This window comes from Arthrobacter sp. Soil_N43, assembly GCF_057655195.1.
Genome location: NZ_JBDGML010000118.1, coordinates 147958 through 173077, shown reverse-complemented (window position 1 = coordinate 173077; position 25120 = coordinate 147958). Strand labels below are relative to the sequence as shown.

24 protein-coding genes are annotated in these 25120 nt (G+C 67.2%); 6 read left to right on the top strand and 18 right to left on the bottom strand.

Going from position 1 to position 25120, the window contains the following annotated elements:
• Nucleotides 1-59 precede the first annotated feature (59 nt).
• From AC3A3W_RS19030 to AC3A3W_RS19020, 3 genes are all read left to right on the top strand, one after another.
• Nucleotides 60-1106 (top strand): ABC transporter permease, encoded by a 1047-nt coding sequence (locus AC3A3W_RS19030; protein ID WP_487444598.1) that lies wholly within the window; start codon nucleotides 60-62, stop codon nucleotides 1104-1106.
• On the top strand, nucleotides 1103-1897 hold the full coding sequence (locus tag AC3A3W_RS19025) for an ATP-binding cassette domain-containing protein (RefSeq protein ID WP_487444596.1): 795 nt from the start codon (nucleotides 1103-1105) through the stop codon (nucleotides 1895-1897). Before AC3A3W_RS19030 ends, AC3A3W_RS19025 begins: the two co-directional genes overlap by 4 nt.
• Nucleotides 1898-1980: 83 nt before the next feature.
• Nucleotides 1981-2937: a carbohydrate kinase family protein gene (locus AC3A3W_RS19020; RefSeq protein WP_487444595.1), complete on the top strand. Its 957-nt coding sequence runs from the start codon at nucleotides 1981-1983 to the stop codon at nucleotides 2935-2937.
• 31 nt (nucleotides 2938-2968) lie between these two features.
• On the opposite strand, the gene AC3A3W_RS19015 is transcribed toward AC3A3W_RS19020, so the two are convergent.
• Both AC3A3W_RS19015 and AC3A3W_RS19010 read right to left on the bottom strand, forming a co-directional pair.
• The gene (locus AC3A3W_RS19015; protein WP_487444594.1) at nucleotides 2969-4606 is read right to left on the bottom strand and encodes an amidohydrolase; all 1638 of its coding nucleotides are present in this window, start codon (nucleotides 4604-4606) and stop codon (nucleotides 2969-2971) included.
• Nucleotides 4596-6053 carry an APC family permease gene (locus AC3A3W_RS19010; protein ID WP_487444592.1) on the bottom strand — a complete coding sequence of 486 codons (1458 nt, stop codon included), beginning with the start codon at nucleotides 6051-6053 and terminating at the stop codon, nucleotides 4596-4598. Before AC3A3W_RS19010 ends, AC3A3W_RS19015 begins: the two co-directional genes overlap by 11 nt.
• A 169-nt stretch (nucleotides 6054-6222) precedes the next feature.
• Between AC3A3W_RS19010 and AC3A3W_RS19005 the strand changes: the two genes are divergently transcribed.
• On the top strand, nucleotides 6223-6828 hold the full coding sequence (locus tag AC3A3W_RS19005; RefSeq protein WP_487444591.1) for a TetR/AcrR family transcriptional regulator: 606 nt from the start codon (nucleotides 6223-6225) through the stop codon (nucleotides 6826-6828).
• 32 nt (nucleotides 6829-6860) lie between these two features.
• On the opposite strand, the gene AC3A3W_RS19000 is transcribed toward AC3A3W_RS19005, so the two are convergent.
• The 12 genes from AC3A3W_RS19000 to AC3A3W_RS18945 form a co-directional block, all read right to left on the bottom strand.
• Nucleotides 6861-8411 carry an FAD-dependent oxidoreductase gene (locus AC3A3W_RS19000; protein ID WP_487444590.1) on the bottom strand — a complete coding sequence of 517 codons (1551 nt, stop codon included), beginning with the start codon at nucleotides 8409-8411 and terminating at the stop codon, nucleotides 6861-6863.
• Between the two features lie 43 nt (nucleotides 8412-8454).
• Nucleotides 8455-9039: an HhH-GPD-type base excision DNA repair protein gene (locus AC3A3W_RS18995; RefSeq protein ID WP_487444588.1), complete on the bottom strand. Its 585-nt coding sequence runs from the start codon at nucleotides 9037-9039 to the stop codon at nucleotides 8455-8457.
• A gap of 57 nt (nucleotides 9040-9096) precedes the next feature.
• The gene (locus AC3A3W_RS18990) at nucleotides 9097-10149 is read right to left on the bottom strand and encodes a HoxN/HupN/NixA family nickel/cobalt transporter (RefSeq protein ID WP_487444586.1); all 1053 of its coding nucleotides are present in this window, start codon (nucleotides 10147-10149) and stop codon (nucleotides 9097-9099) included.
• The gene (locus AC3A3W_RS18985) at nucleotides 10149-10979 is read right to left on the bottom strand and encodes an urease accessory protein UreD (RefSeq protein WP_487444622.1); all 831 of its coding nucleotides are present in this window, start codon (nucleotides 10977-10979) and stop codon (nucleotides 10149-10151) included. Before AC3A3W_RS18985 ends, AC3A3W_RS18990 begins: the two co-directional genes overlap by 1 nt.
• 98 nt (nucleotides 10980-11077) lie before the next feature.
• A complete protein-coding gene (gene ureG / locus AC3A3W_RS18980; protein ID WP_487444585.1) occupies nucleotides 11078-11695 on the bottom strand; it encodes an urease accessory protein UreG in 618 nt (205 codons plus the stop codon).
• 12 nt (nucleotides 11696-11707) lie between these two features.
• Nucleotides 11708-12451, bottom strand: coding sequence for an urease accessory protein UreF (locus AC3A3W_RS18975; protein ID WP_487444583.1), 744 nt, complete (start codon nucleotides 12449-12451; stop codon nucleotides 11708-11710).
• Entirely contained in the window at nucleotides 12432-12917 is a 486-nt protein-coding gene (ureE, locus tag AC3A3W_RS18970; protein WP_487444582.1) for an urease accessory protein UreE, read from the bottom strand. The genes AC3A3W_RS18975 and ureE overlap by 20 nt, the downstream gene beginning before the upstream one ends.
• 23 nt (nucleotides 12918-12940) lie before the next feature.
• The gene (gene ureC, locus AC3A3W_RS18965; protein ID WP_487444580.1) at nucleotides 12941-14710 is read right to left on the bottom strand and encodes an urease subunit alpha; all 1770 of its coding nucleotides are present in this window, start codon (nucleotides 14708-14710) and stop codon (nucleotides 12941-12943) included.
• Entirely contained in the window at nucleotides 14707-15054 is a 348-nt protein-coding gene (locus AC3A3W_RS18960) for an urease subunit beta (protein WP_487444579.1), read from the bottom strand. The genes ureC and AC3A3W_RS18960 overlap by 4 nt, the downstream gene beginning before the upstream one ends.
• Before the next feature lie 9 nt (nucleotides 15055-15063).
• The gene (locus AC3A3W_RS18955; protein ID WP_487444577.1) at nucleotides 15064-15366 is read right to left on the bottom strand and encodes an urease subunit gamma; all 303 of its coding nucleotides are present in this window, start codon (nucleotides 15364-15366) and stop codon (nucleotides 15064-15066) included.
• A 102-nt stretch (nucleotides 15367-15468) separates the two neighbouring features.
• Nucleotides 15469-16023, bottom strand: a complete 555-nt coding sequence (locus AC3A3W_RS18950) for a cysteine hydrolase family protein (protein WP_487444576.1) — start codon at nucleotides 16021-16023, stop codon at nucleotides 15469-15471.
• Between the two features lie 86 nt (nucleotides 16024-16109).
• Entirely contained in the window at nucleotides 16110-17114 is a 1005-nt protein-coding gene (locus AC3A3W_RS18945; RefSeq protein WP_487444574.1) for a LacI family DNA-binding transcriptional regulator, read from the bottom strand.
• 279 nt (nucleotides 17115-17393) lie between these two features.
• Here AC3A3W_RS18945 and AC3A3W_RS18940 point away from each other — a divergent pair, with 279 nt between their 5' ends.
• Together AC3A3W_RS18940 and AC3A3W_RS18935 are read left to right on the top strand one after the other, a co-directional pair.
• On the top strand, nucleotides 17394-18698 hold the full coding sequence (locus AC3A3W_RS18940; protein ID WP_487444620.1) for a glutamyl-tRNA reductase: 1305 nt from the start codon (nucleotides 17394-17396) through the stop codon (nucleotides 18696-18698).
• Between the two features lie 147 nt (nucleotides 18699-18845).
• A complete protein-coding gene (locus AC3A3W_RS18935) occupies nucleotides 18846-19976 on the top strand; it encodes a S1C family serine protease (protein ID WP_487444573.1) in 1131 nt (376 codons plus the stop codon).
• A 51-nt stretch (nucleotides 19977-20027) separates the two neighbouring features.
• Here the strand turns inward: AC3A3W_RS18935 and AC3A3W_RS18930 are convergent, their stop codons facing one another.
• From AC3A3W_RS18930 to araB, 4 genes are read right to left on the bottom strand one after another with little or no spacing between them, the layout of a single operon-like run.
• Nucleotides 20028-20924, bottom strand: coding sequence for an aldose 1-epimerase family protein (locus AC3A3W_RS18930; protein ID WP_487444572.1), 897 nt, complete (start codon nucleotides 20922-20924; stop codon nucleotides 20028-20030).
• Nucleotides 20921-22441: an L-arabinose isomerase gene (gene araA / locus AC3A3W_RS18925; RefSeq protein WP_487444570.1), complete on the bottom strand. Its 1521-nt coding sequence runs from the start codon at nucleotides 22439-22441 to the stop codon at nucleotides 20921-20923. Before araA ends, AC3A3W_RS18930 begins: the two co-directional genes overlap by 4 nt.
• 59 nt (nucleotides 22442-22500) lie before the next feature.
• Nucleotides 22501-23211: an L-ribulose-5-phosphate 4-epimerase gene (locus AC3A3W_RS18920; RefSeq protein ID WP_487444568.1), complete on the bottom strand. Its 711-nt coding sequence runs from the start codon at nucleotides 23209-23211 to the stop codon at nucleotides 22501-22503.
• The gene (araB, locus tag AC3A3W_RS18915) at nucleotides 23208-24977 is read right to left on the bottom strand and encodes a ribulokinase (protein ID WP_487444566.1); all 1770 of its coding nucleotides are present in this window, start codon (nucleotides 24975-24977) and stop codon (nucleotides 23208-23210) included. The genes AC3A3W_RS18920 and araB overlap by 4 nt, the downstream gene beginning before the upstream one ends.
• Between the last annotated feature and the right edge of the window lie 143 nt (nucleotides 24978-25120).

Below are 25120 nucleotides of genomic sequence, written 5' to 3'. Positions count from 1 at the left end.
GCCGAAGGCGCACTTCCCGCGGCCCCACCCCACCAGAACCTCAAAGTTCAGGAGCCACCGTGACCCAGCAACAAACCGCAGGCCCGCCCGCCACAGGGCATGCTGACCTGGCCGAGGAATTCCTCGACCGCCAAACCCCGCTCAGCCGGATCCGCAACATACTCCACCGCTACCCGGCCCTCAGCCCCGCCATCGTCCTGCTCGTCGCGGTCGTGGTGTTCGGACTGCTCAACGACAGATTCCTGCGGGTCGAGAACCTGTCCCTGATCACCCAGCAGGTCTCGGTGGTCGGAACCCTCGCCATCGCCCAGACCCTCATCATCCTCACCGCCGGCATCGATCTCTCGGTGGGCGCCGTCATGATCCTCGCTTCCATGGTGGTGGCGCAGCTCGCCACCGGCAACGGCGCACCGGCGCCACTGGCGCTGCTCCTCGGGCTCGTCGTCGGGCTCGCGGCCGGCGCAATGAACGGCTTCCTGGTCACCAGGTTCCGGCTCCCTCCGTTCATCGTCACGCTCGGCACACTGAACATCTTCATCGCACTGACCCTGCTCTACTCCGGCGGCTCGACCGTCCGTGGCTCGAGCATGCCGGACCTCCTCACCTGGACCGGAAGCACTTTCCCCGTCGGACCGGTCCGCATCTCCACCGGCGTCGTCATGATGCTGCTGCTCTACATCGCGGTCGCGTTCATCCTCGGCAAGACCGCTTGGGGCAGGCACGTCTACGCGGTGGGCGATGACAAGGAAGCCGCCCGCCTCGCCGGCATCCCGGTGAACCGCGTCCTCATGAGCGTCTACCTCGCAGCCGGAGCGGTGCTCGCCATCGGTGCGTGGATCCAGATCGGCCGCACGAACGCAGCCAGCCCCAACGCCGGTGTGGACCTGAACCTCGACTCCATCACCGCCGTCGTGATTGGCGGAACCAGCCTCTTTGGCGGCCGCGGCTCCGTCTGGGGATCGCTCTTGGGCGCGCTGATCGTCGGCGTGTTCCGGAACGGGCTGTCCTTGGCCGGTCTCGACGTGCTGTACCAGACCCTCGCCGTGGGCGTCCTCATCATCCTCGCTGTGTCCATCGACCAGTGGATCCGAAAGGTGAAATCATGACCGCCACAGAATTCCAGCCGGCCAGCACCGAGGTCCGCCAGCCGATCCTGCAGGCCAGGAACCTCGTCAAGACCTTCGGCCGTGTCGTGGGCCTGGACGGTGTCAGCCTGGACCTGTACCCCGGCGAAGTGCTGGCAGTCATCGGCGACAACGGGGCCGGAAAATCCACGCTCATCAAGTGCCTCACCGGTGCCGAGATCCCGGACTCCGGTGAACTGAAGGTCTCCGGCCAGCCGGTCCACTTCAAGCGCCCGCAGGACGCCCGTGCGCACGGCATCGAAACGGTCTACCAGAACCTTGCCGTGTCACCGGCCCTGGACGTGGCCTCCAACCTGTTCCTCGGCCGGGAGGAGCGTGTTCCGGGCCCGCTGGGAAAGATCTTCCGGGTCCTCGACACCAAGGGCATGCGCCGCAAGGCCAAGGAGGAGCTGACCCGGCTGGGGATCTCCACCCTCCAGGACGTCACTGTGCCGGTGGAAAACCTGTCGGGCGGCCAGCGCCAGGCCGTGGCAGTCGCCCGCGCAGCGGCGTTCGGATCCAAGGTGGTTGTGCTGGACGAGCCGACGGCGGCGCTTGGCGTGCGGGAATCGAACCAAGTCCTGCAGCTGGTCCGTGACCTCCGCGACAGGGGCCTGCCGGTGATCCTGATCAGCCACAACATGCCGCATGTGTTCGACGTGGCCGACCGGATCCACATCCAGCGCCTCGGCAAGTGCGCCGCCACCATCACCCCGCAGTCACACAGCATGACCGACGCCGTGGCGATCATGACCGGTGCCGCCACCGCCTGAGCCGGCGAATCACCGCTTTCCCCAACACTCCGTCCGCGGGCCTGCAGCAACAGGTCCGCGGACGGCCCCATGAAAGGCCCTCCATGCTCAAGACCCACTCCAGCACTCCAGCGGCCCACCCTGACGTCATCGTCATCGGCGAGGCGCTCACCGACATCGTCGCCACATCCGGCGGCGCCGTGGAGCACCCGGGCGGATCGCCGATGAACGTCGCCTACGGGCTGGGACGCCTCGGCGTCGGCGCCGCCCTCCTGACGTCGATCGGCGACGACGACCGCGGTGCCGCGATTGAGGCGCACCTGGCCGGCGCCGGCGTCGAACTCCTCCACGGTTCGAAATCGCAGGGCCGCACCGCCTCCGCAACGGCCACCCTGGCGGCCGACGGCTCCGCACGGTACGACTTCGATATCAGCTGGGAGCTCCTGCCAGTGGCTCCGGCCTTCCTCCCCAAGGTGCTCCACACCGGCTCGATCGCCACATTCCTGGCCCCGGGCGCCGCCGCGGTCAAGGAACTTCTCGAGCAGTCTCACCGCGAGTGCCTGGTCACGTACGATCCCAACATCCGGCCCGCGCTCCTGGGAAGCCAGTCCGAGGCCCGGTCAATCTTCGAGGACCTGGTCCCGCTGACCGATGTGGTCAAGCTCAGCGATGAGGACGCCCGATGGCTCTACCCGGGCCTTGAGCTCGAGGCCACCGCGGCGCGGATCCTGGAACTCGGCGCGGGGCTGGCGGTGGTCACCTGCGGCTCCGAGGGCTCCCTGCTGGCCACCCCGGCCACGCAGCTGAACATCCCGGCCGTCAGGTCGGTGGTGGCTGACACCATCGGCGCCGGAGACTCCTACATGTCGGCGTTGATCTACGGCCTGCTGGCCCGCGGAACGGACGGCCTTGCACCCGCCGTGCTGGAGACGCTCGGGCGCACGGCATCGAAGGCAGCCGCCATCACGGTCCGCCGGCCCGGTGCGAACCCGCCCACGGCTGATGAGCTGCTCGCGGACCTGCCGGAACAGGCGTCCGCCCCCGCCGCCGTCGTCGCCTAACGCAGCAGCCGGTGGGTGCCGCACCCCAGGGTCATGCCTGCCGTGCAGCACCCACCGTCATGTGCTGCACGCGTCCGTCCACGAACGTCGCCAACACTTGTGCCGCCGCCAGGTCGTCCGGGGCAACCGTCAGCGGATCCATATCAAACACCGTGAAATCCGCTCGCTTGCCCACCGTGACGGAGCCGGAGACGGCCCACTCCCCCGCAGCCTTGGCAGCGTGCGAGGTATACCCTTCGAGCGCCTGCCGTGCCGTGAGGGCCTGGGCCGGCAGTACCGGCTGGTCGCCCGGTTGGCCTGCCCGCCGTCGTAGTTGCGCGTCCGCCAAAATGGGCAATGGTTCAAACGGGGCAATCGGCCAGTCGGATCCCAGCCCGAGGGTGACACCCGCGGCGCGAAGGTCACCGCAGCGCCAGGCCCTGTTCGCCCGTTCCGCTCCCAGCCGGGTTGACCAGTTGTCCGTCTGGTCGGCGCGGGAGTAGTGGGTGCAGTGCGTCGGTTGCATGCTGGCCACCAGGCCTGCCCGGGAGAACCTCCCGATGAGGGCGTCCGGGACGGTTTCGAGGTGTTCGATCCGGTGCACGGCGGTTGGCCCCCCTTGAGGCACGGCCTCGAAGGCGTCCAGAACTGCGGCCACTCCCGCGTCACCGATCGCGTGCGTGGCCGTGGGAATCCCGAGGCTGGCGAAAAAGCGCACCGCCGCCGCGTACTCCTCCGGGCGGGGCCAGAAGGGGGCCACCGACTCCCCATGCGAATCGGGTTCAAACAGCCAGGCCGTGCCGTTGTCCACCGTACCGTCCACGAACAGCTTGATGCCGGCCACATCCCAGCGCCGTCCACCCACGCCGATCTGTTCCGCGAGCCGGCGCCAGTCCTCCTCGCCGCTGCCGGGCATGCACCACGGCGAGATCCGCAGGCGCAGCGGAAGGCCTCCATCCATGTCTTCTTCGAGGGCCCGGTAGAGCTCCAGCGAGCCGTCCCCGCAGTCCATCACATGCGCGCCCGTCAGCCCGGCCCTGGAGAACCGCGTGAAGAGTTGCGCCAGCCTCGCCTTCCGCTCATCGAAGGATTCCGCAGGCATCACGCGCGTCACGAGTTCCATGGCAGCAGCCTCCAGCAGGAGTCCCGTGGGCCTGCCGCTGCCGTCGCACACTACTTCCGACGCCTGGTCGAACTCGCGCGGCCCGGTGACCCCCGCCAGTTCAAGTGCCCCGGAACTGGCCAGCGCCGAATGCCCGTCGAACAGACGGATGAGGCACGGCCGTCCGGAGACGACGTCGTCAATCAGCTCGCGGTGGGCGGCGGCGGATCCGAACACATTGGGGTCCAGACCCCAACCTCGCACCCAATCCCCCTGCGCTGTCGCTGCCGCTTCGGCGCGCAACAGTGCGCGCACCTCAGCTAGGTCCCTGGCGCCGGACAGGTCGCAGCCGCGCGTCAGCTCCAGTCCGAAGACCGGGTGCATATGGCAATCCACCAGGCCGGGAGTCAGCGCGGCGGCACCGAAGTCGATGACCTCCGCGGCAGCCCAGTTCTCTGCCTCCGAACGGGTTCCGACGGCGGCAACCACCCCGTTCTGGACCGCCACAGCCTGCGGCGCGTGGCCCCTGAGCAAGCGGCCCTCCATCGTGTGGACGGTGTCGGCCAGGATGATCAAATCAGGATTCATGGGTTTCGAAGCTTCCAATCTGGGCGAAGGTTTCCGGCCGGTGACGGCGCACCCAGCGGGCGGCCAGGAGCCCGGCGATGAAGACGATGGGTGTCACCAGGATGAGGATGGTGTTGGTCAGTGCGTCGGCGAACGTGAGCAGCTCGATGTTCACGCCGATCAGCAGCACCACGCCGAAGAGCAGGATCGCAGAGGCCAGGCTGAGCGGAACCATGAGTTTCCGGGTCACCGCGGCGGGATTCCGGCGCAGGTAAAGGAAGGCCGCAACCGAAACCAGTCCCTGGAGCCCTACGATGCCGAAAATACCGGGCGTGTTCACCCAGATCAGCAGCTGCTGGTAGGGATCGGCGTTGAGGACTGCACAGATGGTGATGACCACCGCGGCCAGGACTGTCTGCAGCTGGCCGGCGCGGTGCGGGGACTGGAACTTGGGATGGGTACGGCCGAGGAAGGCGGGCAGCACGCCGTCACGGGCCAGCATGTAGACGTAGCGGTTGATGGCGTTGTGGAAGGCCAGTTGCGAGGCGTAGACGCTGGTGACGATCAGGACGTACATCACCACTTCGGCCCACGGGCCCACGTAGTGGTTGATGGTCTGGAAGAACATCCCGCTGGCCAGTTCACCCGCGGCCTCCACGGCGCGGTCCTCGCCGTAAGCCTGGACAACGGTCCAGACGATGAAGGCGTAGAACACGGACATGAAGCCGACGGCGATGTACATGGCCCGCGGCACGGATCTGTCCGGATTGCGGGCCTCCGAACGGTACAGGACCGTGGACTCGAAGCCCATGAAGGCGGCGAAGCAGATGCCGAGGATCGCCAGGACGCCCGGGCCGAATGCGTGCTCCGGACTGAAGGAGCCCATGCTGATCCCACTCGCTCCGCCGCTGCCGAGGATGCCCACTCCCATCACGGCAAGGATGCCGGTTTCGGCCACCAGGAGCACGCCGAGCACCTTCGCGCCGACGTCGATTCCGCGGTAGCCGAGAAACCAGACGGCTGCGACTGCGGCGAGCGCGATGGCCGGCCACGGCACCTCGAGTCCGAACAGCACCTTGAACATGTCGTGGGTCTGGACCGCGAAGAGACCATAGACGCCGATCTGGAGGCAGTTGTAGGAGACGATGGCCAGGATGGCTGAAGCCAGTCCCACGGTCTTGCCCATGGCCAGCGAAATGTACGTGTAAAAGCCGCCGGATGCCTTGACGTGGCGGGTCATGGCCATGAAGCCGATGGCAAAGAGGGTGAGCACGATGCCGGCCAGGAGGTAGCCGGCCGGGGCGCCGATGCCGCCCACTCCGATGGCTACGGGCGCCACGCCCGCCATGACAGTGAGCGGGGCTGCGGCCGAGATGACGAGGAAGGCAATGCCGCCCGTGCCCAGGGCATTGCGCTTAAGGGAGCCGTCCGCGGACGACGTCGGTGGTCTGGTTTGGGTATCCGGCACAAGTCCGTCCTTTCTCAGGAGCCCTACTAAACGAAAGGCTTTCGTTTATTATGGAGGCGTGTGGCGCAGAGCACAATGGTTTGCCCGAAACAGGTTTCCCAAAACGGCGCCGCGAAGGCCCGCCGACTAGGCTGGGCAACACGTACAAGAGCTGCAGTCAGGAGAACCCATGGGGCGCCCGCTCCTCCCGCTGATATCCGTGGAGGCCCTCACCACCGCCGCCTTGGAGCTGGTTGATGAGAGCGGCGACTTCAGCTTCCCGAAACTGGCGAAGAAGATCGGCGTCAGCCAGTCCTCCATCTACAACCACGTCAGTGGCAGGGACGAGATCCTGGAGCTCCTGCGGCACCGGATCATCACCGAAATACCGTATCCGCCGGTAGATCACAGCGACTGGGAGGCTGCCCTGCGGGTCCTGATCCGCGCCTACCGGGACGCATTCGTGCGCCACCCGCGGCTGGCGCCGCTGCTGGTCCTGCAGACGATCACTGATCCGGACGTCATCGGCCTCTACGAGGACCTGGCGTTGTCCCTGGAGGCGGCGGGATTCCGGGGCCGGGACGTGGTGGCGGCCATCTCCACGATCGACAGCTTCGCCCTCGGCGCGGCCCTGGACCTGGCGGCACCGGACGTTGTTTGGGACCCGCCTGCGGCGGGCTACCCCACGCTCAGGCGCGCCCTCGGCAATGCCGGGCCATCGGAGGAACGGGGCGGGCACGCCTTCGACTTCGGCCTGGACGTGATCATCGGCGGACTCCGGGCGAAGTTGGCGTAGCTAAGGACAAGTAACGCCGCAGCGGGCGGAGCTCAGCTAAGGTCCGGCGGTGCCGCGCTGGGTGCGAGGTCCAGCACGGCCGGGCCCTGGATGACGGTGCCGTCGGTGCTGAACCGGGAACCGTGGCAAGGGCAGTCCCAGGTCACGTCTGCCGGGTTGAATTCCACGGTGCAGCCCAAATGTGTACAGACGGCCGACACGGCGCTGACGTTGCCGGCCGGACTGAGGTAGACGGCGGTCTTTGCCCCGTCCACGTCCACCACCTGCCCCTCGCCCGGAGCGAGAACGAGCGGGACCGCAGGCGCCTCCTGCGGCGCCGGAGCCTGCCCGGACTCTGCTGGCTCACCCTCTGCTTGCGCGCTGTCCGCCTGCGCACCTTCTGCCTGCGCCGCACGCGCGTCGCGGACGCTCCGCGTGCTGTCAAACACTGCCGCCCACGGGTTGTCCCGGCCGCACAGCGTGTCGCGGAGGATCAGGGCTGCCGCGGTGCCGTTGGTCAGGCCCCATTTGCGCAGCCCGGTGATCACGTGAATGTGCCGGGATTCCGGAGACATCGGCCCGACGAAAGGCAGCCCGTCGGCAGGCATGGCGTCCTGGGTTGACCAGCGGAAGACGATCTCGTCGGTGCCCAGGCGGTCACGGGCAAAGGAGCTGAGCCTCCGGTACCGTTCGGCCGAGTCGCTGCGCTCCGACGCGGGGTGGCCTTCGCCGCCGGTAAGGACGTAACTGGTGCCATCGAGGTCCATGCTCAGGATGGAGCGCATCGGCTCGTCAACGCTGAGGAATGTGGAATCCACTGGGGGAAGGTCGCTGCGGGCGGCAACGATGTACGAGCGGTGCAGGTAGCACCGCTCGTCAAAGATTCCCCTGTCCTCGATCGGCATATTCGTCGCCACAATGATCTCCCGGGCCCGGACCGAGCCCCGTTCGGTCTCGGCCACTGCCGGCGACCCGTCCCGGAATCCCGTGGCAGGCGACTCCTCGAAGACAAAACTGCCATCTCCGTCCACGGCGCGGGCCAGGCCCTGCACGTATCTGAGCGCGTGGATCTGCGCCTGGCCGTCGAACCGGACCGCCCCCTTGACGGCGAAGGGCAGCGGCACTTCGGTGGTGAAGGACGCGGGGAGTCCGAGCCTCGCGGCCAGAGCCGCTTCCTCCCGGACCAGATCGAGCGTGGCCTCCGATTCGGCGTAGGAGTAGTTGGACACCCGCCGGAAGCCGCAGTCGATGCCTTCTTCCGCCACCGTGCCGGCCACATGCTGAATCGCGGCTTCGTTCGCCTGTCCGTAGATGCGGGCCGCCTCGGCACCGTGCCGGCCGGCAAGTTCCGTGTAGGCGAGCCGATGCAGGGAGGTGACCTTACCGGTGGTGTTGCCGGTGACTCCGGTGCCCACCCGGGCCGCCTCCAGCACGGCCACCGTCTGGCCGGCCCGTTTCAGGGCCAGCGCAGCGGTCAGCCCTGCGATGCCGCCACCGATCACGGCCACATCGACGTCGAGATCCGCGCTGAGGGCTGCGTAGCTCGTGGATGCACTGGTGGCCGCCCAGAGGGAGGCGAACTTACCTGCTGGCTGCTCACTCACGGTATCCGCCTTCCACGCAGTAGGGCTTGCTCGGGCCGGGTTGTCAGTCCCCGGCGGTCTTGGCCGCCTTGGCAGCGGCCTTGGCGGCCTGCTTGCTGGCGCGCACCTTGCTCAGCGATTGCGAATCCACGATGTCGGCGACGGACAGGAAGGAGTCCTCCTGGCCGTAGTGACCGGCGGCCTCGCGCCAGCCCTCCGCCTGGAGACCACACTGCTTCCCGAGGAGCGCCAGGAAGATCTTCGCCTTTTGCTCGCCGAATCCGGGCAGTGCCTTGAGCCTGCGCAGCACTTCCTTGCCATCGGGATCACCCTGCGTCCAGATGGCCGTGGCGTCCCCGTTCCACTCACTGTGGACGGTCTCGGCGAGGGCCTGGACCCGTCCGGCCATCGATCCCGGGAAACGGTGCACGGCCGGCCGCTCCTTGAATACGTCGACGAAGCCCTGGGGGTCGTACCCCGCGATCGCCGCGGGTTCCATGGATCCGATGCGCGTGCGGATTTTTTCGGGACCGGCAAACGCCGACTCCATGGTGACCTGCTGGTCAAGCAGCATGCCGGTGAGCAGCGCAAACGCGTCATCGCTGAGCAGTTTGTCGGCGGCGGGGTCCCCCGTGATGTGCAGTTCCATGCGTCCTATCCTGCCACCCGGCCCGGCCCGCGTCATGGGGTGGCGCCAGCGTTGCAGCTAGGCGGTCTGCGAACGGCCCTTTACCCGCCCCTTCAGCGCCGCAGCACCCCACACCGCCAGCAGCACAGCGACCAGGAGAAGCCCGGCGTCACCCAGGTCCACTTCGCCCAGCCAGGTGGTCAGGGGATCATCAAAGCCAAATGCCGCCTTGAGGAATCCGCCCAGTGTTATTGCGGAGATGAACAGGGCGGACACGGCGGAGATGCCGGTGACCAGGGCGTTGAAGCCAAGCTTCCGTTGCGGATTGTGGATGGCCGACCGGTACATGCGCATCATGGCGACGCCGTTCGTCGTGTCGAAGAGCGTCATGGCCGCGGTGAACGACAACGGAAGCGCCAGGAGGGCCAGCGGGGAGACCCCGGCGAGGGACGCCGCCGTCGTCATCACCAGCAGGCCGATGGTGGTTGCGGTGTCGAAACCCAGCCCGAACAGGAAGCCGATCACGTAAATGTTCCGGGGCCGCTGCACCCGTGACAGCGGCTTGGCCAGCAGGCGTGCAACGAATCCCTTGGCCTCGAGGTCCCCGTCCCGCACTTCGCCGCCGCCCTGCACGTTCCGGTACGCCTGCGCGGCCTGCAGGAACGCCGAGCCGTTGAACAGGCCCATGGCCAGCAGGAACATTCCGGAGACGCCGCTGCCGATCAGTCCCAGCACCAGGTTCCCCGTGGTGCCGTCCTCCATGAACTGGCCCACCACGGCGGCACCGCCCACCACCAGGGCACCGGCCAGGATCACCACGGAGCTGTGTCCCAGGCTGAAGGCGAAGCCGACGCTCACAGGGTCCTTCCTCTGGGCCACGAACTTCCGCGTCGAGTTGTCGATCGCGGCGATGTGGTCCCAGTCGTAGCTGTGCTTGACGCCCGCCAGGTAGGCGGTGAGCACCAGGCCCAGTGCCAGCGGCTGTCCCGTCGCTGCCGTCCCGGAGATCAGGAGCACGACGGCGGCAAGGTGCAGCGCGGCCACCGCACCAAAGGCAAAAAGCATGCGGGTCCTCAGCGGCAGCTCCTCGCGCTGCCGATACATTGCGGCGAATCCGGGCAGCGTCGTCATCAGTACTTCCTCAGATCCAGGGGCGCCTGCCCGTACCATTGTCCGCGCAGCAACGCAGTGCAGGCACCCAGCAGCCGGTTAAGTTCTTCCGTGGAATCGGACAGGGACCGCAGCACGAGGCCGGTGGTTCCACGGAGTGACGCTGTGAGGGACACCCCGGTATAGGCGTCGTGGCCGGCCGTGAGCACATGGAGTTCGTCGGCGAGCGCCTGGTCCACTCGCCTGTCCACCACCACGAGCGAACCCAGGTGGCTGCGGCCCTCCATGAAGCCCATCCCGGTGACGTCGTTGAGCGGCGGCCTGATCAGCAGGTTGTCCAGGGCCAGCAGTTCCGTGCCGCCGCCGGCCTCCACATGGATCTCGGTGCGGAGCCGCAGTTCCTCGTACCGGAACGACGCACCGTCGGGCGACCACCCTGGCGTGATCACCTCAGCCATCACCAGGCTCGACGACGGCTTCAGCGTAACGCGCGTGTTCTGCCGGTAACTGGCCTCACGGTAGGCGATCAGCTGGTCCGGAGCCAGCTCCAACCGAGCCTCCTCCCCCAGCCGCAGCGTCATCCGCTGCTCCGCAAACGACCCCGGCGTCCGGTAAATCTTCGTGGCGGACTGAGTGGTCAGCAACAGCTTGGCCCCGTCCCCAACCTCCACGTCGATGACATAAAGGTCAGCCCCAAGATAGGCCCCGCCAGGATTGACCACGACGTAGCAGACCTGCCCGCTCTCATCCAGATAGTGCGGCCGAAGGACCCTCAAGGCGCCTTGATGGAACTGCCGCGAGGCAATGGATCGGCTACCGCGCATCTCGACCCGCAACTCAAGCTCGCCCATCGGCGGGGATTGAGCCGTCGCCGGCGATTGAGCCTGTCGAAATCCCTGGGTCTCGACAAGCTCGACCACCGGGGCCGACGGACCCAGCCCAACGAACGTCATTGCGCCAGGTCGAGCATCAGGACGTCGCGCCGCACCCAGTCGATGACGGCGTCGAGGCCTTCGTCGGTTTTGAGGTTGGTGAAGCAGAACGGCTTGCTGCCGCGGAATTCGCGCGAGTCCCGTTCCATCACCGACAGGTCGGCACCGACGTGCGGGGCGAGGTCGGTCTTGTTGATGATGAAGAGGTCGGACTTGATCATGCCCTGCCCTGCTTTGCGCGGGATCTTTTCGCCCTGGGCCACGTCGATGATGTAGATCGAGAAATCGACCAGCTCGGGGCTGAACGTGGCGGAGAGGTTGTCGCCGCCGGACTCCACGAAGATGACCTGCAGGTCCGGGTGGCGTTTCTTGAGCTCCTCGATGGCCGCGGTGTTCATGGAGGTGTCTTCGCGGATTGCGGTGTGCGGGCAGCCGCCGGTTTCGACGCCGATGATCCGGTCCTCGGGCAGGATGCCGTTAGCGGCCAGGATCTTGGCGTCCTCGATGGTGTAGATGTCGTTGGTGATGGCGGCCATGGAGATCTCGCGGCTCATGTGCCGGGTGAGCCGCTCCACGAGCTGGGTCTTGCCGGCGCCAACCGGTCCGCCGATGCCGATCTTGATGGGTTCAGACATTCTGTCCTCCTGCTAGCTCATGAACATGCGGGCACGTTGACGCTCGTGCCGCATCTGCGAAATTTCCAGTCCGGGGCTGACGGCCCCGAAGTCGTCCGGCGCAAGGCGGCCGATCCGTTCGGCGGCGGCAGCGACGCCGTCGGCCGCTTTCCGCAGCAGCCGCTGGCCGGCGTTCTGTCCCAGCGGGATGGCGCGGACCGCGTTCTGGGTCAGTGAGGTGACCGCCGCGAAGAGGTACGCGGCGAGCGCTTCCGGCAGCGGGACGCCCAGGGAACGGGCGACGACGGCGAACGCCAGCGGCTGGTGGCCGGCGGCGCGGCCGGTGGTCACCAGCTCCCGGTATTCCGCCAGTTCGGGGGAAGGGAAAACCTCCGAGCCGATTTCCAGCAGCCGCCCACCCATCTTCATACTGGCCTCCCGCAGCTGCCGCGGCAAAAGCGAAGCAGTCAGCAGCGAATCCAGCTCGGCAACAGGAACGCCCTCATAAAGGAACCGGATGGCCAGCCCATCAGAATAAGAAGGCTGCTGCCCCACAAACGCGGAAAGCCAAACCCCAAACGACCCCTCATCCCGCACCAACCCGCGCTCAATGTAGGTCTCAAACCCCAGCGAATGAGCAAACGCCCCGGTAGGAAGAGCCGAGTCCGTGAGCTGCTGCAAGGCGAGCTGGTAGGAGCCACCGCTGATTGAGCCTGTCGAAATCAGGTCTCGACAGGCTCGACCACCGGACTCGGCCTCAGTGACTGTGTTCAGCATGGCGGAAGGGGACGGGCATCACGCGTTCCTGGCGGTCGTAGGGCACTCCAACGTGTTTAAGGTAGTCCTCCACGGTGTGGTCGTACTGGCACACCATGACGTCGGCCCCGTACTCCGAGGCGGCGTCGAAGAACTGGGCCTGCAGGTGCCGGTTGCCGAGTGAATGCGCCACCACACCCATTTCGTGGATGGTCCGGGGCGCCACCACCAGGACGTCGGTGGGCAGCACGGACACCACGATCATGTTGGTTTCCGCGACGTGCAGGATGTCGCCGTCGCGGAGGTCCCCGGAACCGGACGGCAGCCGGATGCCGATGTCCTTGCCGTGGTCGGTGGTGACGCGCTGGATGCGTTTGACCAGCTGGGCGCTGGGCAGCACCACTTTTTCCTGGTGCAGCCCGGCAAAGGCGGTGGCCTCCGCGTCGGGAAGGTCGTGCAGGTTGCCGAGGATTTTCTCGATGATCACATGGGCTCCGGGGGGTCGGGAACTTAGAAGAGGAAGTAGCGCTGTGCCATGGGCAGCACGTCCGCCGGTTCGCAGGTGACGTCCTCGCCGTCCACGGTCACCTTGTACGTTTCCGGGTCCACCTGGATGTCCGGCGTCGCGTCGTTGTACTTGAGGTCGGCCTTGGTCAGCGAGCGGATCCCCGACACCGGCCGAATGACCTTCTGCAGCCCGAGCTCATCCGGCACTCCGGCGTCGATGGCGGCCTGGGACAGGAAGGTAATGGAGGACTGCTGCACCGCCTTGCCGAACGCCGCGAACATCGGGCGCATGGTGCGCGGCTGCGGGGTGGGGATGGAGGCGTTGGCGTCGCCCATCAGCGCGTAGGCGATCTGCCCGCCCTTGAGCACGAGCTCCGGCTTCACCCCGAAGAACGCAGGGTCCCAGAGCACCAGGTCGGCGAACTTTCCCTCCTCCACCGACCCGATGGAGTCGGCCATGCCCTGCGCGATGGCGGCGTTGATGGTGTATTTCGCCACGTAGCGCTTGATCCGGAAGTTGTCGCTCTCCGGTCCCAGACCGGCAGCAGAACCGTGTGTGCCGGCTGCGCTCTCCCCTGTGTTGTCCCTCCGGGGGTCAGCAAGCACGCCCCGCTGTTTCTTCATCTTGTCCGCCACCTGCCAGGTGCGGGTGATCACCTCGCCCACACGGCCCATGGCCTGCGAGTCGGAGGAGGTGATGGCGAAGATGCCCAGGTCCTGCAGGACGTCCTCGGCGGCGATGGTCTCGGCACGGATGCGCGAGTCCGCGAAGGCCACGTCCTCCGGGATGTCCGGGTTGAGGTGGTGGCACACCATGAGCATGTCCAAGTGCTCTTCGATGGTGTTCCGCGTGTACGGCAGTGTCGGGTTGGTGGAGGCAGGCAGGACGTTGGGCAGCCCGGCGATCCTGATGATGTCCGGTGCGTGCCCGCCCCCTGCGCCTTCGGTGTGGAAGGTGTGGATCACCCGGCCATCGATGGCCCGGATGGTGTCCTCCACGAAGCCGCACTCGTTGAGGGTGTCGGTGTGGATGGCCACCTGGACGTCGTATTCGTCCGCGACCTTCAGCGAGTTGTCGATGGAGGAGGTGGTGGAACCCCAGTCCTCGTGGACCTTGAGCCCGATGGCGCCGGCCCGGATCTGCTCGGCCAGCGGTTCGACGGCAGACGCGTGGCCCTTGCCGAACAGGCCGATATTGATGGGCATCCCCTCGGCGGCCTGCAGCATCCGCTGGATGTGCCACTTGCCGGGGGTCACGGTAGTCGCCTTGGTGCCCTCTGCCGGCCCGGTCCCGCCGCCCACCATGGTGGTCACACCACTGGCGAGGGCGGTAGGCACCTGGTCCGGGGAGATGAAGTGGATGTGGGTGTCCACTCCGCCGGCGGTGAGAATTTTCCGTTCCCCGGCGATGATTTCGGTGCTGGCCCCGATCACGATATCCACTCCGTCGGTGATCTGCGGGTTGCCGGCCTTGCCGATCTTGAAGATGTGGCCGTCCCTGATCGCGACGTCCGCCTTGTAGATGCCGGTGTAGTCAAGGATGACGGCGTTGGTGATCACGGTGTCCGGAACGTTTTCGTCCCTGGTGGCCTGGCCGTTCTGGCCCATGCCGTCGCGGATCACCTTGCCGCCGCCAAAGACGACCTCCTCGCCGTACGCGGTGAGATCCTTCTCGATCTCGAGGAACAGCTCGGTGTCCGCCAGGCGGATGGCGTCGCCCGTCGTCGGGCCGTACAGGTCCGCGTACTGCTTGCGGGATAGCTCGAAACTCACTGCGCTCCCCCTGCGTTTTCCTGTCCGGACCGTGCAGTCCCGAGACTTCCGTTGACCCCGTTGCTCAGCCCGAACACCTCACGGCTGCCCGCGAGCTCGATGAGCCGCACTGTCCTGCCGTCGCCGGGCTCAAACCGGGCAGCGGTGCCCGCGGGGATGTCGAGCCGGCGGCCGTAGGCGGCCTGGCGGTCGAACTTCAGCGCGCTGTTCGCCTCGGCGAAATGGTAGTGCGAACCCACCTGAACGGGGCGGTCACCGGTATTAACGACGACGACGTCGATCGCCTCGCGTCCCGCATTGACCGTCAGTGGTTCGTTCCGCAGGACATACTCTCCCGGAATCATGGCGCCTCCCTATCGGATGGGATCGTGGACGGTGACGAGCTTGGTGCCGTCGGGGAAGGTCGCCTCGATCTGGACATCGTGGACCATCTCGGGAACGCCTTCCATGACGTCGTCGCGGCTGAGGAGCGTGGTGCCGTAGCTCATGAGCTCGGCAACCGTCCGCCCGTCCCGTGCCCCTTCGATCAGTTCGTAGCTGATGATGGCCACAGCCTCCGGAAAGTTCAGCTTGAGCCCGCGCGCTTGCCGGCGGCGCGCGAGGTCGGCTGCAACCACAATCATGAGCTTTTCCTGCTCGCGGGGCATCAGATGCATTCGGGATCCCTTCTACGACGGACACCACCGCAGTGTGCCGCAGCACCCGCGCGGCGGTGTGTGACCAGCGTAATCCGCGGACGTTTCGGCAAGATTTCCTGGCTACATGCCCTTCAGGCGTTTTGCGATGGCGTCCGTGGACAGCACCGGCTGCCGATATTCATCGGACAGAATGCGCAGCATGTCCGCCGCGGCCCGCTCGTCCCCGGATGCCATGGCTTCCTCGGCGTAGACGACGCGGACGTTGTGCGCGAAGGCGTCGGCCGCCGTCTGGGCAATGCAGTTGTGGGTGGCGACGCCGGCCAGCACTATCTCCCCGACCTCCCAGTTCCGCAGCCGCGACAGCAGGTCGGTCCCGGTGAAGGCGCTGTCACGAGTCTTGATCAGGCGGGGCAGCCCATCGGTCTGCAGCCCGGGCACGAAGTCGGCCTGGTCGGAACCGCGGAAGATGAACCCTTGGTCGTCATCCAGCATGTTCAGTGACCAGGTGGACTTGTCCCGCTCGTGTTCGGTTCCCACCAGCAGAACCTTGGCGCCGCTTGCGGCCGATTCGGCGATGAGGCGGTTGCAGGCCCGGACCAGGGTGTCCTGCCGCAGAGCCAGCGCAGGATCCTCGAAGTAGGCGTTCTGCATATCGATGACCAGCAAGGCGATCATTGCGGATCCTTTCCGTTGTCCCGGCAGACCGAAGCCACAGGTTTCACGTACCCACGACAATGCCGGAATAACTCATTGGACGTCCACTACGGTGCCGAGGCTCGGATCTTCAGGTCGAATCCCGCTTCGACGTGCACGCCGTCGTCGGATTTCTCCGTGCCTTCGATCCGGTCGATCAGGAGCGCAACAGAGCGCTCGGCAATTTCCTGCATGCCCGGCGACACGGTGGTCAGCGAAGGGGAGGCAAAGCGGGCCTCATCGATATCGTCGAAGCCGGCCACGGCAACGTCCTGCGGAACCTTGACTCCGCGGATGAGGAGTTCATGCATTGCCCCCAAGGCGAGGGCGTCGTTCAATCCGAAGACGGCGTCGAACGGCACTGCGCTGGCCACCAGCGCCTCCACCGCGGATGCCCCAGCGTCCCGGCGCCACTCAGACGGCACGATGAGTGCCGGTTCGAACCCCACGCCGGCGTCGTCGAGCGCCCGCCGATAGCCGGTCAGCCGCAGCCCTGGGCTTCCGGTGCTGTCCTCTGCCGATGCCCCGATCACTGCTATTCGACGCCTCCCTCCTGCCAGCAGGTGGGCAGTCATTGCCTGCGCCGCCCGGACGTTCTTCATCGTGACGGTATCGAACCGCGCGTCCTGGATATGCTCGCCCAGCATCACGAGCGGCTTGCTTCCGCGCCGGCCCGCCACGGTGTCCGGGTCCAGCCTCAGTGGCGTGAACAGCAGCCCGTCGGTCAACTGGCGGAAGGGCCCCTGCAGTGCGCTGAGCTCGTTCTCCTCGAGGGCCGCGGACTGCTCCACGAGGACGCGGTAACCGCGCGCGGAGGCAACGGACATGAGGCGCGAGGCCAGCTCCGCGTAGTAGGGGGCCGAGAGGTCGGACAGGACCAGACCGAGCATCCGTGACTTGCCGGAACGGAGGCTGCGGGCCGTCAGATTGGCCTCGTAGCCGAGTTCGTCAATGGCATCCAGCACCTTCTGTTTCGTGGCCGGCCTGATGAACTCATAGTCGTTGAGGACGTTGGACACGGTTTTCAGGGACACCCCTGCCATACGGGCAACGTCATTCATCGTCACGGCCATCCAAGGCTCCTTCTCGCGGCTACATCTGGATACATCGTTGCAGAAAGCGGCACGCACCGCCCCGCCCGCAGGAATTTCCCAAGGTGGTGAGCCCACGCTGTTTCCAGGGCCAGGCTCTGTGGCCAGGCAACGGCGCCTGGCCACAGGGGGGCCGGGGACTCCACGTAGCGGAGGACGTTCCGGGAGGAAGCCAAGGAACAGGGGGATGCAGTGCCAGAAGGTCTTGAGAAGCGGGCGGGAGCGGAGGCGCACGCCGACGGGTCGGCCCCGGGCGGCCAGCTGTTCGCCCTGGTCGCCGCCCACCACGGAGCCGGACTGGAGTTCCTTGCGCGGCTGGGTTCGGGCCCGCGCCGGATCACGTCAGCGGCCCTGGCCGCTTCCCCCGGCATATACGGGTCTGTGGTGCTGTCGACATGCAACCGCTTCGAGGTCTACTTCGAGATCGAGGCCGGCGCCGAGCCGTCCGTTGCCCGGAGCCGCGTGCTGTCGATGATCAGCGACTGCTCCGGTGTCCCCGACGATGAGCTCGGCGGGTCCCTGGACTTTTTGGCTGGCCAGGCAGTGCCGGCGCACCTCTTTGCCGTAGGCGCCGGGCTGGATTCGGCGGTGGTCGGCGAACGGGAAATCGCGGGCCAGCTCCGGCGGGCCCTGGCAGCGGCGCAGGAAACGGGGGCGGCCAGCGGCGCACTGATCCGCCTGTTCCAGGCGGCATCACGCGCCGCACGCGACGTCGGATCCTTGACCGCACTGGGCGACGCCGGGCGCTCGATGGTCTCCGTTGCCCTGGACCTGGCCGCGGCGAAGCTTGGGCGCTTAGGGGTGGCCGGGTTGTCGGTGGTTGTCATCGGCACTGGCGCCTATGCCGGATCCACCCTGGCACTCCTTGCAGCCGGGCAGTGTGACAACGTCTCCGTCTTTTCATGGTCCGGACGCGCCGAGCCCTTCGCCGCGGCCCGGGGCGCTGCTGCGCTGAGGCGCTCCGAGCTGCCGGCGGCGGTCCGCGGCGCCGATGTCGTGATCGGCTGCAGCGGCCGCGGAACCCGGCTCGGAGCTGACGATTTCATGCGCTACCGGCGGGCCGCGCAGGAACGCCTCATCGTCGTCGATCTTGCCCTGGGCCGCGACTTCGAGCCGGAGACCGGTGACCTGCCGGGCATTGAACTCATCACGCTGGACGATGTGCGGCTCGCCTCGCCGCCTGAGCACTCTGCCGTTGTCCAGGAGGCCGCCGACCTGGTCCGGGAGGCGGCGATGCGGTTCGAGGAAGACCAGCAGGCCCGCCTCGTGGACCCCGCGATTGTGGCCCTGCGCGGACACATGCAGCGGGTTCTGGTCAGCGAGGTGGCGCGGGTCAAGAACCAGCATGGCTGCACCGCCACCGCCGAGGCCGTGGAGTTCGCCTTGCGGCGGGTAGTCCGGCAACTCATGCATGTGCCCACTGCCCGGGCACGGGAACTCGCGGCATCCGGCCGGCAGGCCGACTACATCGCTGCACTGGAAGCACTCTACGGGCTGAACGTCGAAGCGGACGCTGAAAAAGTCCCCGTGCAGACCGCCGATATGAGGGCGGCGCAAGCGAGTTAGGCGCGCGTGGCACTGGTTTTCCGCACCGTCTATTCCGCACCGTCCGGGGGGTCGGCGCGCATAGCGACGAATCGGCTCTGGCCGCGGCTGCCGGCCCGGGACTAGCGTTTAATCAGCTTCCACCCACGCCTGCAAGGAGGAACGTCGATGTTTTCCCGGCACTCAGCATCCGGCCCAAGGTCCCGTACCCTCAGGGTCCTGATTGGGGCCGCAGTTCTCGCCGCCATCGCCTCCGGCTGCACGGGGCAGAGTCCGGGGCAGAGCCCGGAGGCGTCGGTTGCCTCACCCTCTCCGGGCAGCACGGCCGGCGGCCGTGCAACTGCCGGCCAGACACCGGGCCAGGGGCAGCAACAGCCCGGTCAGGGAATTCCGTTAGGAGCTGCGGACATCCCAGCGATCGTCAGCAACGTCCAGCCGTCCGTGGTGACAATCTTCACGGGCCGCGGCGGATTGGGAAGCGGGGTCGTGTATTCAGAGGACGGACTGATCCTGACGAACGAGCATGTGGTGCGCGGCAGCCGCGACGTCGAAGTGGGCTTTGCCGATGGCCAGCGGGTGGCAGGAACGGTGCGGGCCACCGACCCGATCGCGGACCTGGCGCTCGTGGAGGCACAGCGGACCGGCCTGCCGGCGGCCAAGTTCCAGCCCGCCCTGCCGCGGATCGGAGAACTGGCCGTCGTCATCGGCTCACCGCTGGGATTCGCAAACACCGCGACGGCGGGCATCATCTCGGGCCTCCACCGGGAGATCCCTGGATCGGCTTCAAGCAGCCAGTCCCTCGTTGATCTGATCCAGACGGATGCGGCGATCAGCCCCGGTAACTCCGGCGGCGCCGTCGTGAACAGCCGCGGCGAGGTGATCGGCATCAGCGAGGCGTACATCCCGCCCCAGTCCGGCGCGGTGGCCCTTGGCTTCGCCATCCCGGCCGCCACCGCGGTGAAGGTCGCGGACCAGCTCCGCGAGGACGGCACGGCCGACCACGCATTCATCGGCCTGGGCCTGGCCGAAATCACCCAGCCCATAGCCAGCGAGCTCGGCCTGCCGGACACCCTCGGGGCGCTGGCGCTCTCCGTCCAGGAGGGCGGCCCTGCCGCGAACGCCGGCATCCGCGCCGGTGACGTGCTCATCAGGCTCGACGGCGACAAGCTCAACTCGCCGGAGGACCTGCTGGCAGCACTGCGAAACCGGAGCCCCGGGCAGACCGTGACCGTTGAATTCCGCAGGGGCGCCGACACTCAAGAGGTCAAGGTGGTGCTGGTCGCGCGACCGGCCCCCTGAGAGGCAGTGGTGGTTTGTCTTCATTTTGCGTGCCGCCACGTGCCGTTGCCGTCACACGGCGAAGATGCTCCAGGATGCTTCGTGCGTGGCGCCGGGCTCCAGCCGGATCAGGTCCGCACCGCTGTTAAAGGCGTCAGGAGGGCAGGTCATGGGTTCCACCGCGAGCCCCAGCCTGTTCGGTGCCGGGGGCTGCTTGTCGGCTGTATGGATCTGGAGCCACTGGCAGGTCCGGTCCCACGCCATACCCACCCCGGTCCCGCCCGGGTCCCGGGCCACGAGTTGCGCGCGGCCGGCATCGCTGAACGTGATGCCGGTGAAGGCGTGGTCGATCCTGGTGGCACCGATACTGCGCGGCGCGCGGAAGTCGAACTCATGCCCGTCCACGGCCCGCACCGCGACGGGAAGCAGCCGGTCCGGGGTCACCTCCAGGAACTCGCCGGCCGGAACCTCCAGCGTCCACTCATCCAGCGGGGCCGGTCCGGCGACCAGGTACGGGTGCGGGCACACGCCGTACGGTGCGGTGTCGGCGCTGAAGTTGGTCGCCGTTACGCCCGCGTGCAGGCCGTCAGTGTCCAAGCGGTAGGAGGCGGTTACCTTGAGCAGGAACGGATACCCGGGAGCCGGGCCAACGGAGCAGGCGAGGACCACGGCGGACCCGGAAAGCTCCTTCAGCGTCCAGTCGAGCGGAAAGACCAGGCCGTGGAGGGCACAGTCCCGCTCGACTTCGTTGACGGGCACGCGGTAGTCGGCGCCGCGGAAGGTGTACTTGCCGTCGGCGATCCGGTTGGGCCAGGGGGCCGCGATGATGCCCCGGTAGTCAGGAATGGGTCCGCCTTCCGGAAACGGGACGATCAGGTCCCGTTCCCGGTGGCGCAGTTCCCGCAAGGCAGCCCCGCGGGCCGTAATGGTGGCGGTGTATTCCCCCGCACTGATCCTGTACTCGGTCACAGCCCACCGGCGAGTTTGTAGTAGGCCGCGTTCCAGGCGAGTTCCTTCTTGAACTGCTTGATGGTGGTGCCGCCGTCGATGGTGAGGAGCTCGGTCTTGGCGATCTCGGCGAAGTCTTCGAAAACGTCCATGCCGACCTGGGTGGAGAGGACGGTGTGGTGCGCCGCTCCCGCGGTCAGCCACGCGGCTGCGGAGGTGGCGAAGTCCGGTTTGGGTGACCAGAGGGCGCGTGCCACGGGCAGGTTTGGCAGGGGTTCGTCGAGGTCCACGACGTCGACGGCGTTCGCCACGAGGCGGAAGCGGTCGCGCATATCGGAGAGGGCGACGACGACGCCGGGGCCGGCGTCGGTGTCGAACACCATGCGGACAGGGTCTTCCTTGCCGCCGATGCCCAGCGGGTGGATTTCGACGCGCGGCTTGGTGGCCGTCAGGGAGGGGCAGACCTCGAGCATGTGCGCTCCGAGGATCTTCTCCTGGCCGGGAGTGAGGTGGTAGGTGTAGTCCTCCATGAGCGAGGCCCCGCCGGGCAGGCCGGCGCCCATGACCTTGGCGGCGCGGACCAGGATGGCGGTCTTCCAGTCGCCCTCGGCGCCGAAGCCGTAGCCGTCGGCCATCAGCCGCTGCACTGCCATACCGGGGAGCTGGCGCAGTGCGCCGAGGTCCTCGAAGGACGTGGTGAAGGCAGCGGAACCGTTGGCTTCGAGGAAGCTGCGCAGGCCGAGCTCGATCCGTGCGCTGTAGCGCAGCGATTCGTGGCGGGCACCGCCTGCCTTCAGCTCGGGAACCACCTCGTAGAGGCGCTCGTACTCCGCCACCAGCGCGTCGACGTCGGACTCCGCGGCGCCGTGCACAGCATCGGCGAGCTCGTTGACCGACCAGGTGTTGACCGAGACGCCGAAGCGCAGCTCCGCTTCGGTCTTGTCTCCTTCGGTGACGGCGACGTTGCGCATGTTGTCCCCGAAGCGGGTCAGCTTGAGGGTGCGGACGGCGGCCCAGCCGGCGGACGCCCGCTGCCAGACTCCGACCTGGCGGGCCACTTCCGGACTGGACACATGTCCCACCACGGTCTTGCGCGGAACACCGAGCCGGGACTGGATGTAGCCGAATTCACGGTCGCCGTGGGCGGCCTGGTTGAGGTTCATGAAGTCGAAGTCGATGTCCGCCCAGGGCAGTTCCACGTTGGCCTGGGTGTGCAGGTGCAGCAGCGGCTTGCGGAGCAGGTCCAGGCCCTGGATCCACATCTTGGCGGGGCTGAAGGTGTGCATCCAGGCCGTTACACCGATGACGGAATCATCGGAGTTTGCTTCCAGCGCAGTGCGGCGGATCGCGTCGGAATCTGTCAGCACGGGCTTCCAGACCAGCTTCACCGGGACCTCGGAGGAGGCGTTGAGGGCGGCGGCGATCTCCTGGGACTGGGCGGCGACCTGCTTCAGGACGTCCTCCCCGTAGAGGTGCTGGCTGCCGGTGAGGAACCAGACCTCATAGGGCTCGAGCGAGGTGTTGTTGGCCTTGGACATGGGTTCTCCTGGGAAAGTCTGGGGTGAGAGGAAGGGGCCTGGCGGCCGGGTTACTGGGCTTAGCGGCCGTAGACGTTCTGGTAGCGGTCGTAGAGGGATTCGATCAGGACCGGATCGATCGGCAGCGGCTCTCCCAACTGCCGTGAGATGTGGACGGTGCGGGCCACTTCCTCGCACATAACAGCTGCCTTGACGGCGGAGCGGGCGTCTTTGCCGATGGTGAAGGGGCCGTGGTTCTGCATCAGGACGGCCGGCGAATGGGATTCCTGCAGGGTTTCGACGATGCCGCGGCCAATCGAGTCGTCGCCGATCAGGGCGAACGGGCCTACCGGGATGGTGCCGCCGAACTCATCGCCCATCATGGTGAGCACGCACGGGATGGCTTCGCCGCGTGCCGCCCAAGCCGTGGCATACGTGGAGTGGGTGTGCACCACGCCGCCCACGTCAGGCATGTGCCGGTACACGTAGGCGTGGGCGGCCGTGTCCGAGGAGGGCGACAAGGCCGGGTTTTCCCATTCCGCGGCGGCACCGTCCGCGTCGGCGCTGAGCGAGCTGACCGGGGTGCCGTAGAGATCCGTGACCACCATGAGGTCCGGGGTCAGGTCATCGTAGGAGACGCCCGAGGGCTTGATGACCATCAGGTCGTAGCCCGGGACGCGGGCGGAGACGTTGCCGGCGGTCCAGACCACCAGTTCGTAGCGTGTGAGCTCCGCATGCAGCGCGCAGACCTCCCGGCGCACCCGGTCAATGGTTTCCAGGAGGGCGCTCATGCGGGCACCTCTTCCGACAGCAGGGACGCATCCGCGTTGCGGCCGGCGGTGCGCTGAATCGCCGCCCTGCGCTGGATCGCCTTAAGCCGGTGCATGACGTCGTTGGTTCCGCGGCCGAAGTAGTCGTGCAGTGTGCGGTATTCCCGGAAGAGTTCCTCGTAGGCGGCGACGTTGTCCGGGATCGGGGTGTAGACGGCTCCGGGTGCGGAGGCCATGGCCGCGGCGGCGGCACGGATGTCCGGGTATTTCCCTGCCGCGACGGCAGCGTGGATCGCCGAGCCAAGGGCCGGGCCCTGGGTTGAACCGATCGTGGAGAGCTGCAGACCGGTGATGTCGGCGTAGATCTGCATCAGCAGCTTGTTTTTCAGCAGCCCGCCGGCGACGATGAATTCCTTCACCGGCACGCCGGAGTCGCGGAAGGCGTCAACGATGGTACGGGTTCCGAAGGCCGTGGCTTCCAGCAGCGCCCGGTAGATGTCCTCGGGGCGGGTGGCGAGGGTCTGGCCCACCACCACTCCGGAGAGCTCATGGTCCACGAGGACCGAGCGGTTGCCCGAGTGCCAGTCCAGCGCGATCAGGCCATGCTCGCCGATCGCCTGGCCGGCGGCGAGGTCGGTCAGGTATTCGTGGATGCCCTGGCCGGCCGCCGCGGCGGCCTGGTGGTATTCGGGCGGAACTCCATACTTGGTGAACCAGCCAAAGATGTCGCCCACGCCGGACTGGCCGGCTTCGTATCCCCAGAGGCCATCGACGATGCCGCCGTCGACCACACCGCACATGCCGGGCACCTCGCGCAGCACATCCCCGTTCATGACATGGCAGGTGGAGGTGCCCATGATGGCCACGAGCTGGCCGGGCTCCACGGCGTTGGCGGCAGGGGCGGTCACGTGGGCGTCGACGTTGCCGACGGCGACGGCGATCCCCTCGGGCAGCCCGGTCCAGGCTGCTGCCTCGGCCGTAAGGTACCCCGCAGCATCGCCCAGACGGCCGATGGTGTACTGGAGTTTAGCGCTAACAAAATTGCCGAACCGCGGGTTCAGGGCGGCCAGGAAGTCCTCGGAAGGGTAACGGCCGTCCTGGTAGATGCCCTTGTATCCGGCGGTGCAGGCATTGCGGACGTAGTTGCCGCACAGCTGCCAGACCATCCAGTCGGCCGCCTCCACCCAGTGGTCCATCTCCGCGTAGGCCTCGGGGTCCTCTTCCAGCAGCTGGAGCCCCTTGGCGAATTCCCACTCGGAGGAGATCAGGCCGCCATAGCGCGGCAGCCACGTTTCGCCCAGCTCGGCGGCAAGGGCGTTGATGCGGTCCGCCTGCGCCTGCGCCGCGTGGTGGCGCCACAGCTTGACGTACGCGTGGGGCCGGTTGGCGAAACCTGGCACCTCGTTCAGCGGCGTGCCGTCGGCCTTCACCGGCACCATCGTGCAGGCAGTGAAGTCCGTGGCGATGCCCACCACCGCAGCCGGATCGATGCCCGCGTCAGCGATCGCCGCCGGCACCGCGTTCCGGAGCACGTCCCGGTAGTCATTCGGCACCTGAAGCGCCCAATCCCCGGGAAGGCGGGTGGCTGTTCCATCTGCTACACCCGCCACGTCCGCCGGAAGCGCTTCGGTGACCACCGCATGCGGATAGTCAAACACACCGCTGCCCAGTTCCTTGCCGTCGCGGACCCGGACCACCACGGCCCGGCCCGACAGGGTTCCGTAGTCCACCCCGATGACGTAATTTTCACTGCCGGGGTTGAACCCGGCGTCCTCACTGGATTGCATGCTGAAACCTCCATCCGGGAGGTGCTGGCCCCTGTGCCCGGTGTCGAAAATGTAAAAGATTCTCTTCGATTGTGAACGCTAACATATGTCCGCGTCAAGCATTGCTGAAGGCCAGTTTTGACCGTCGCCTGTTGCGCCTTCCT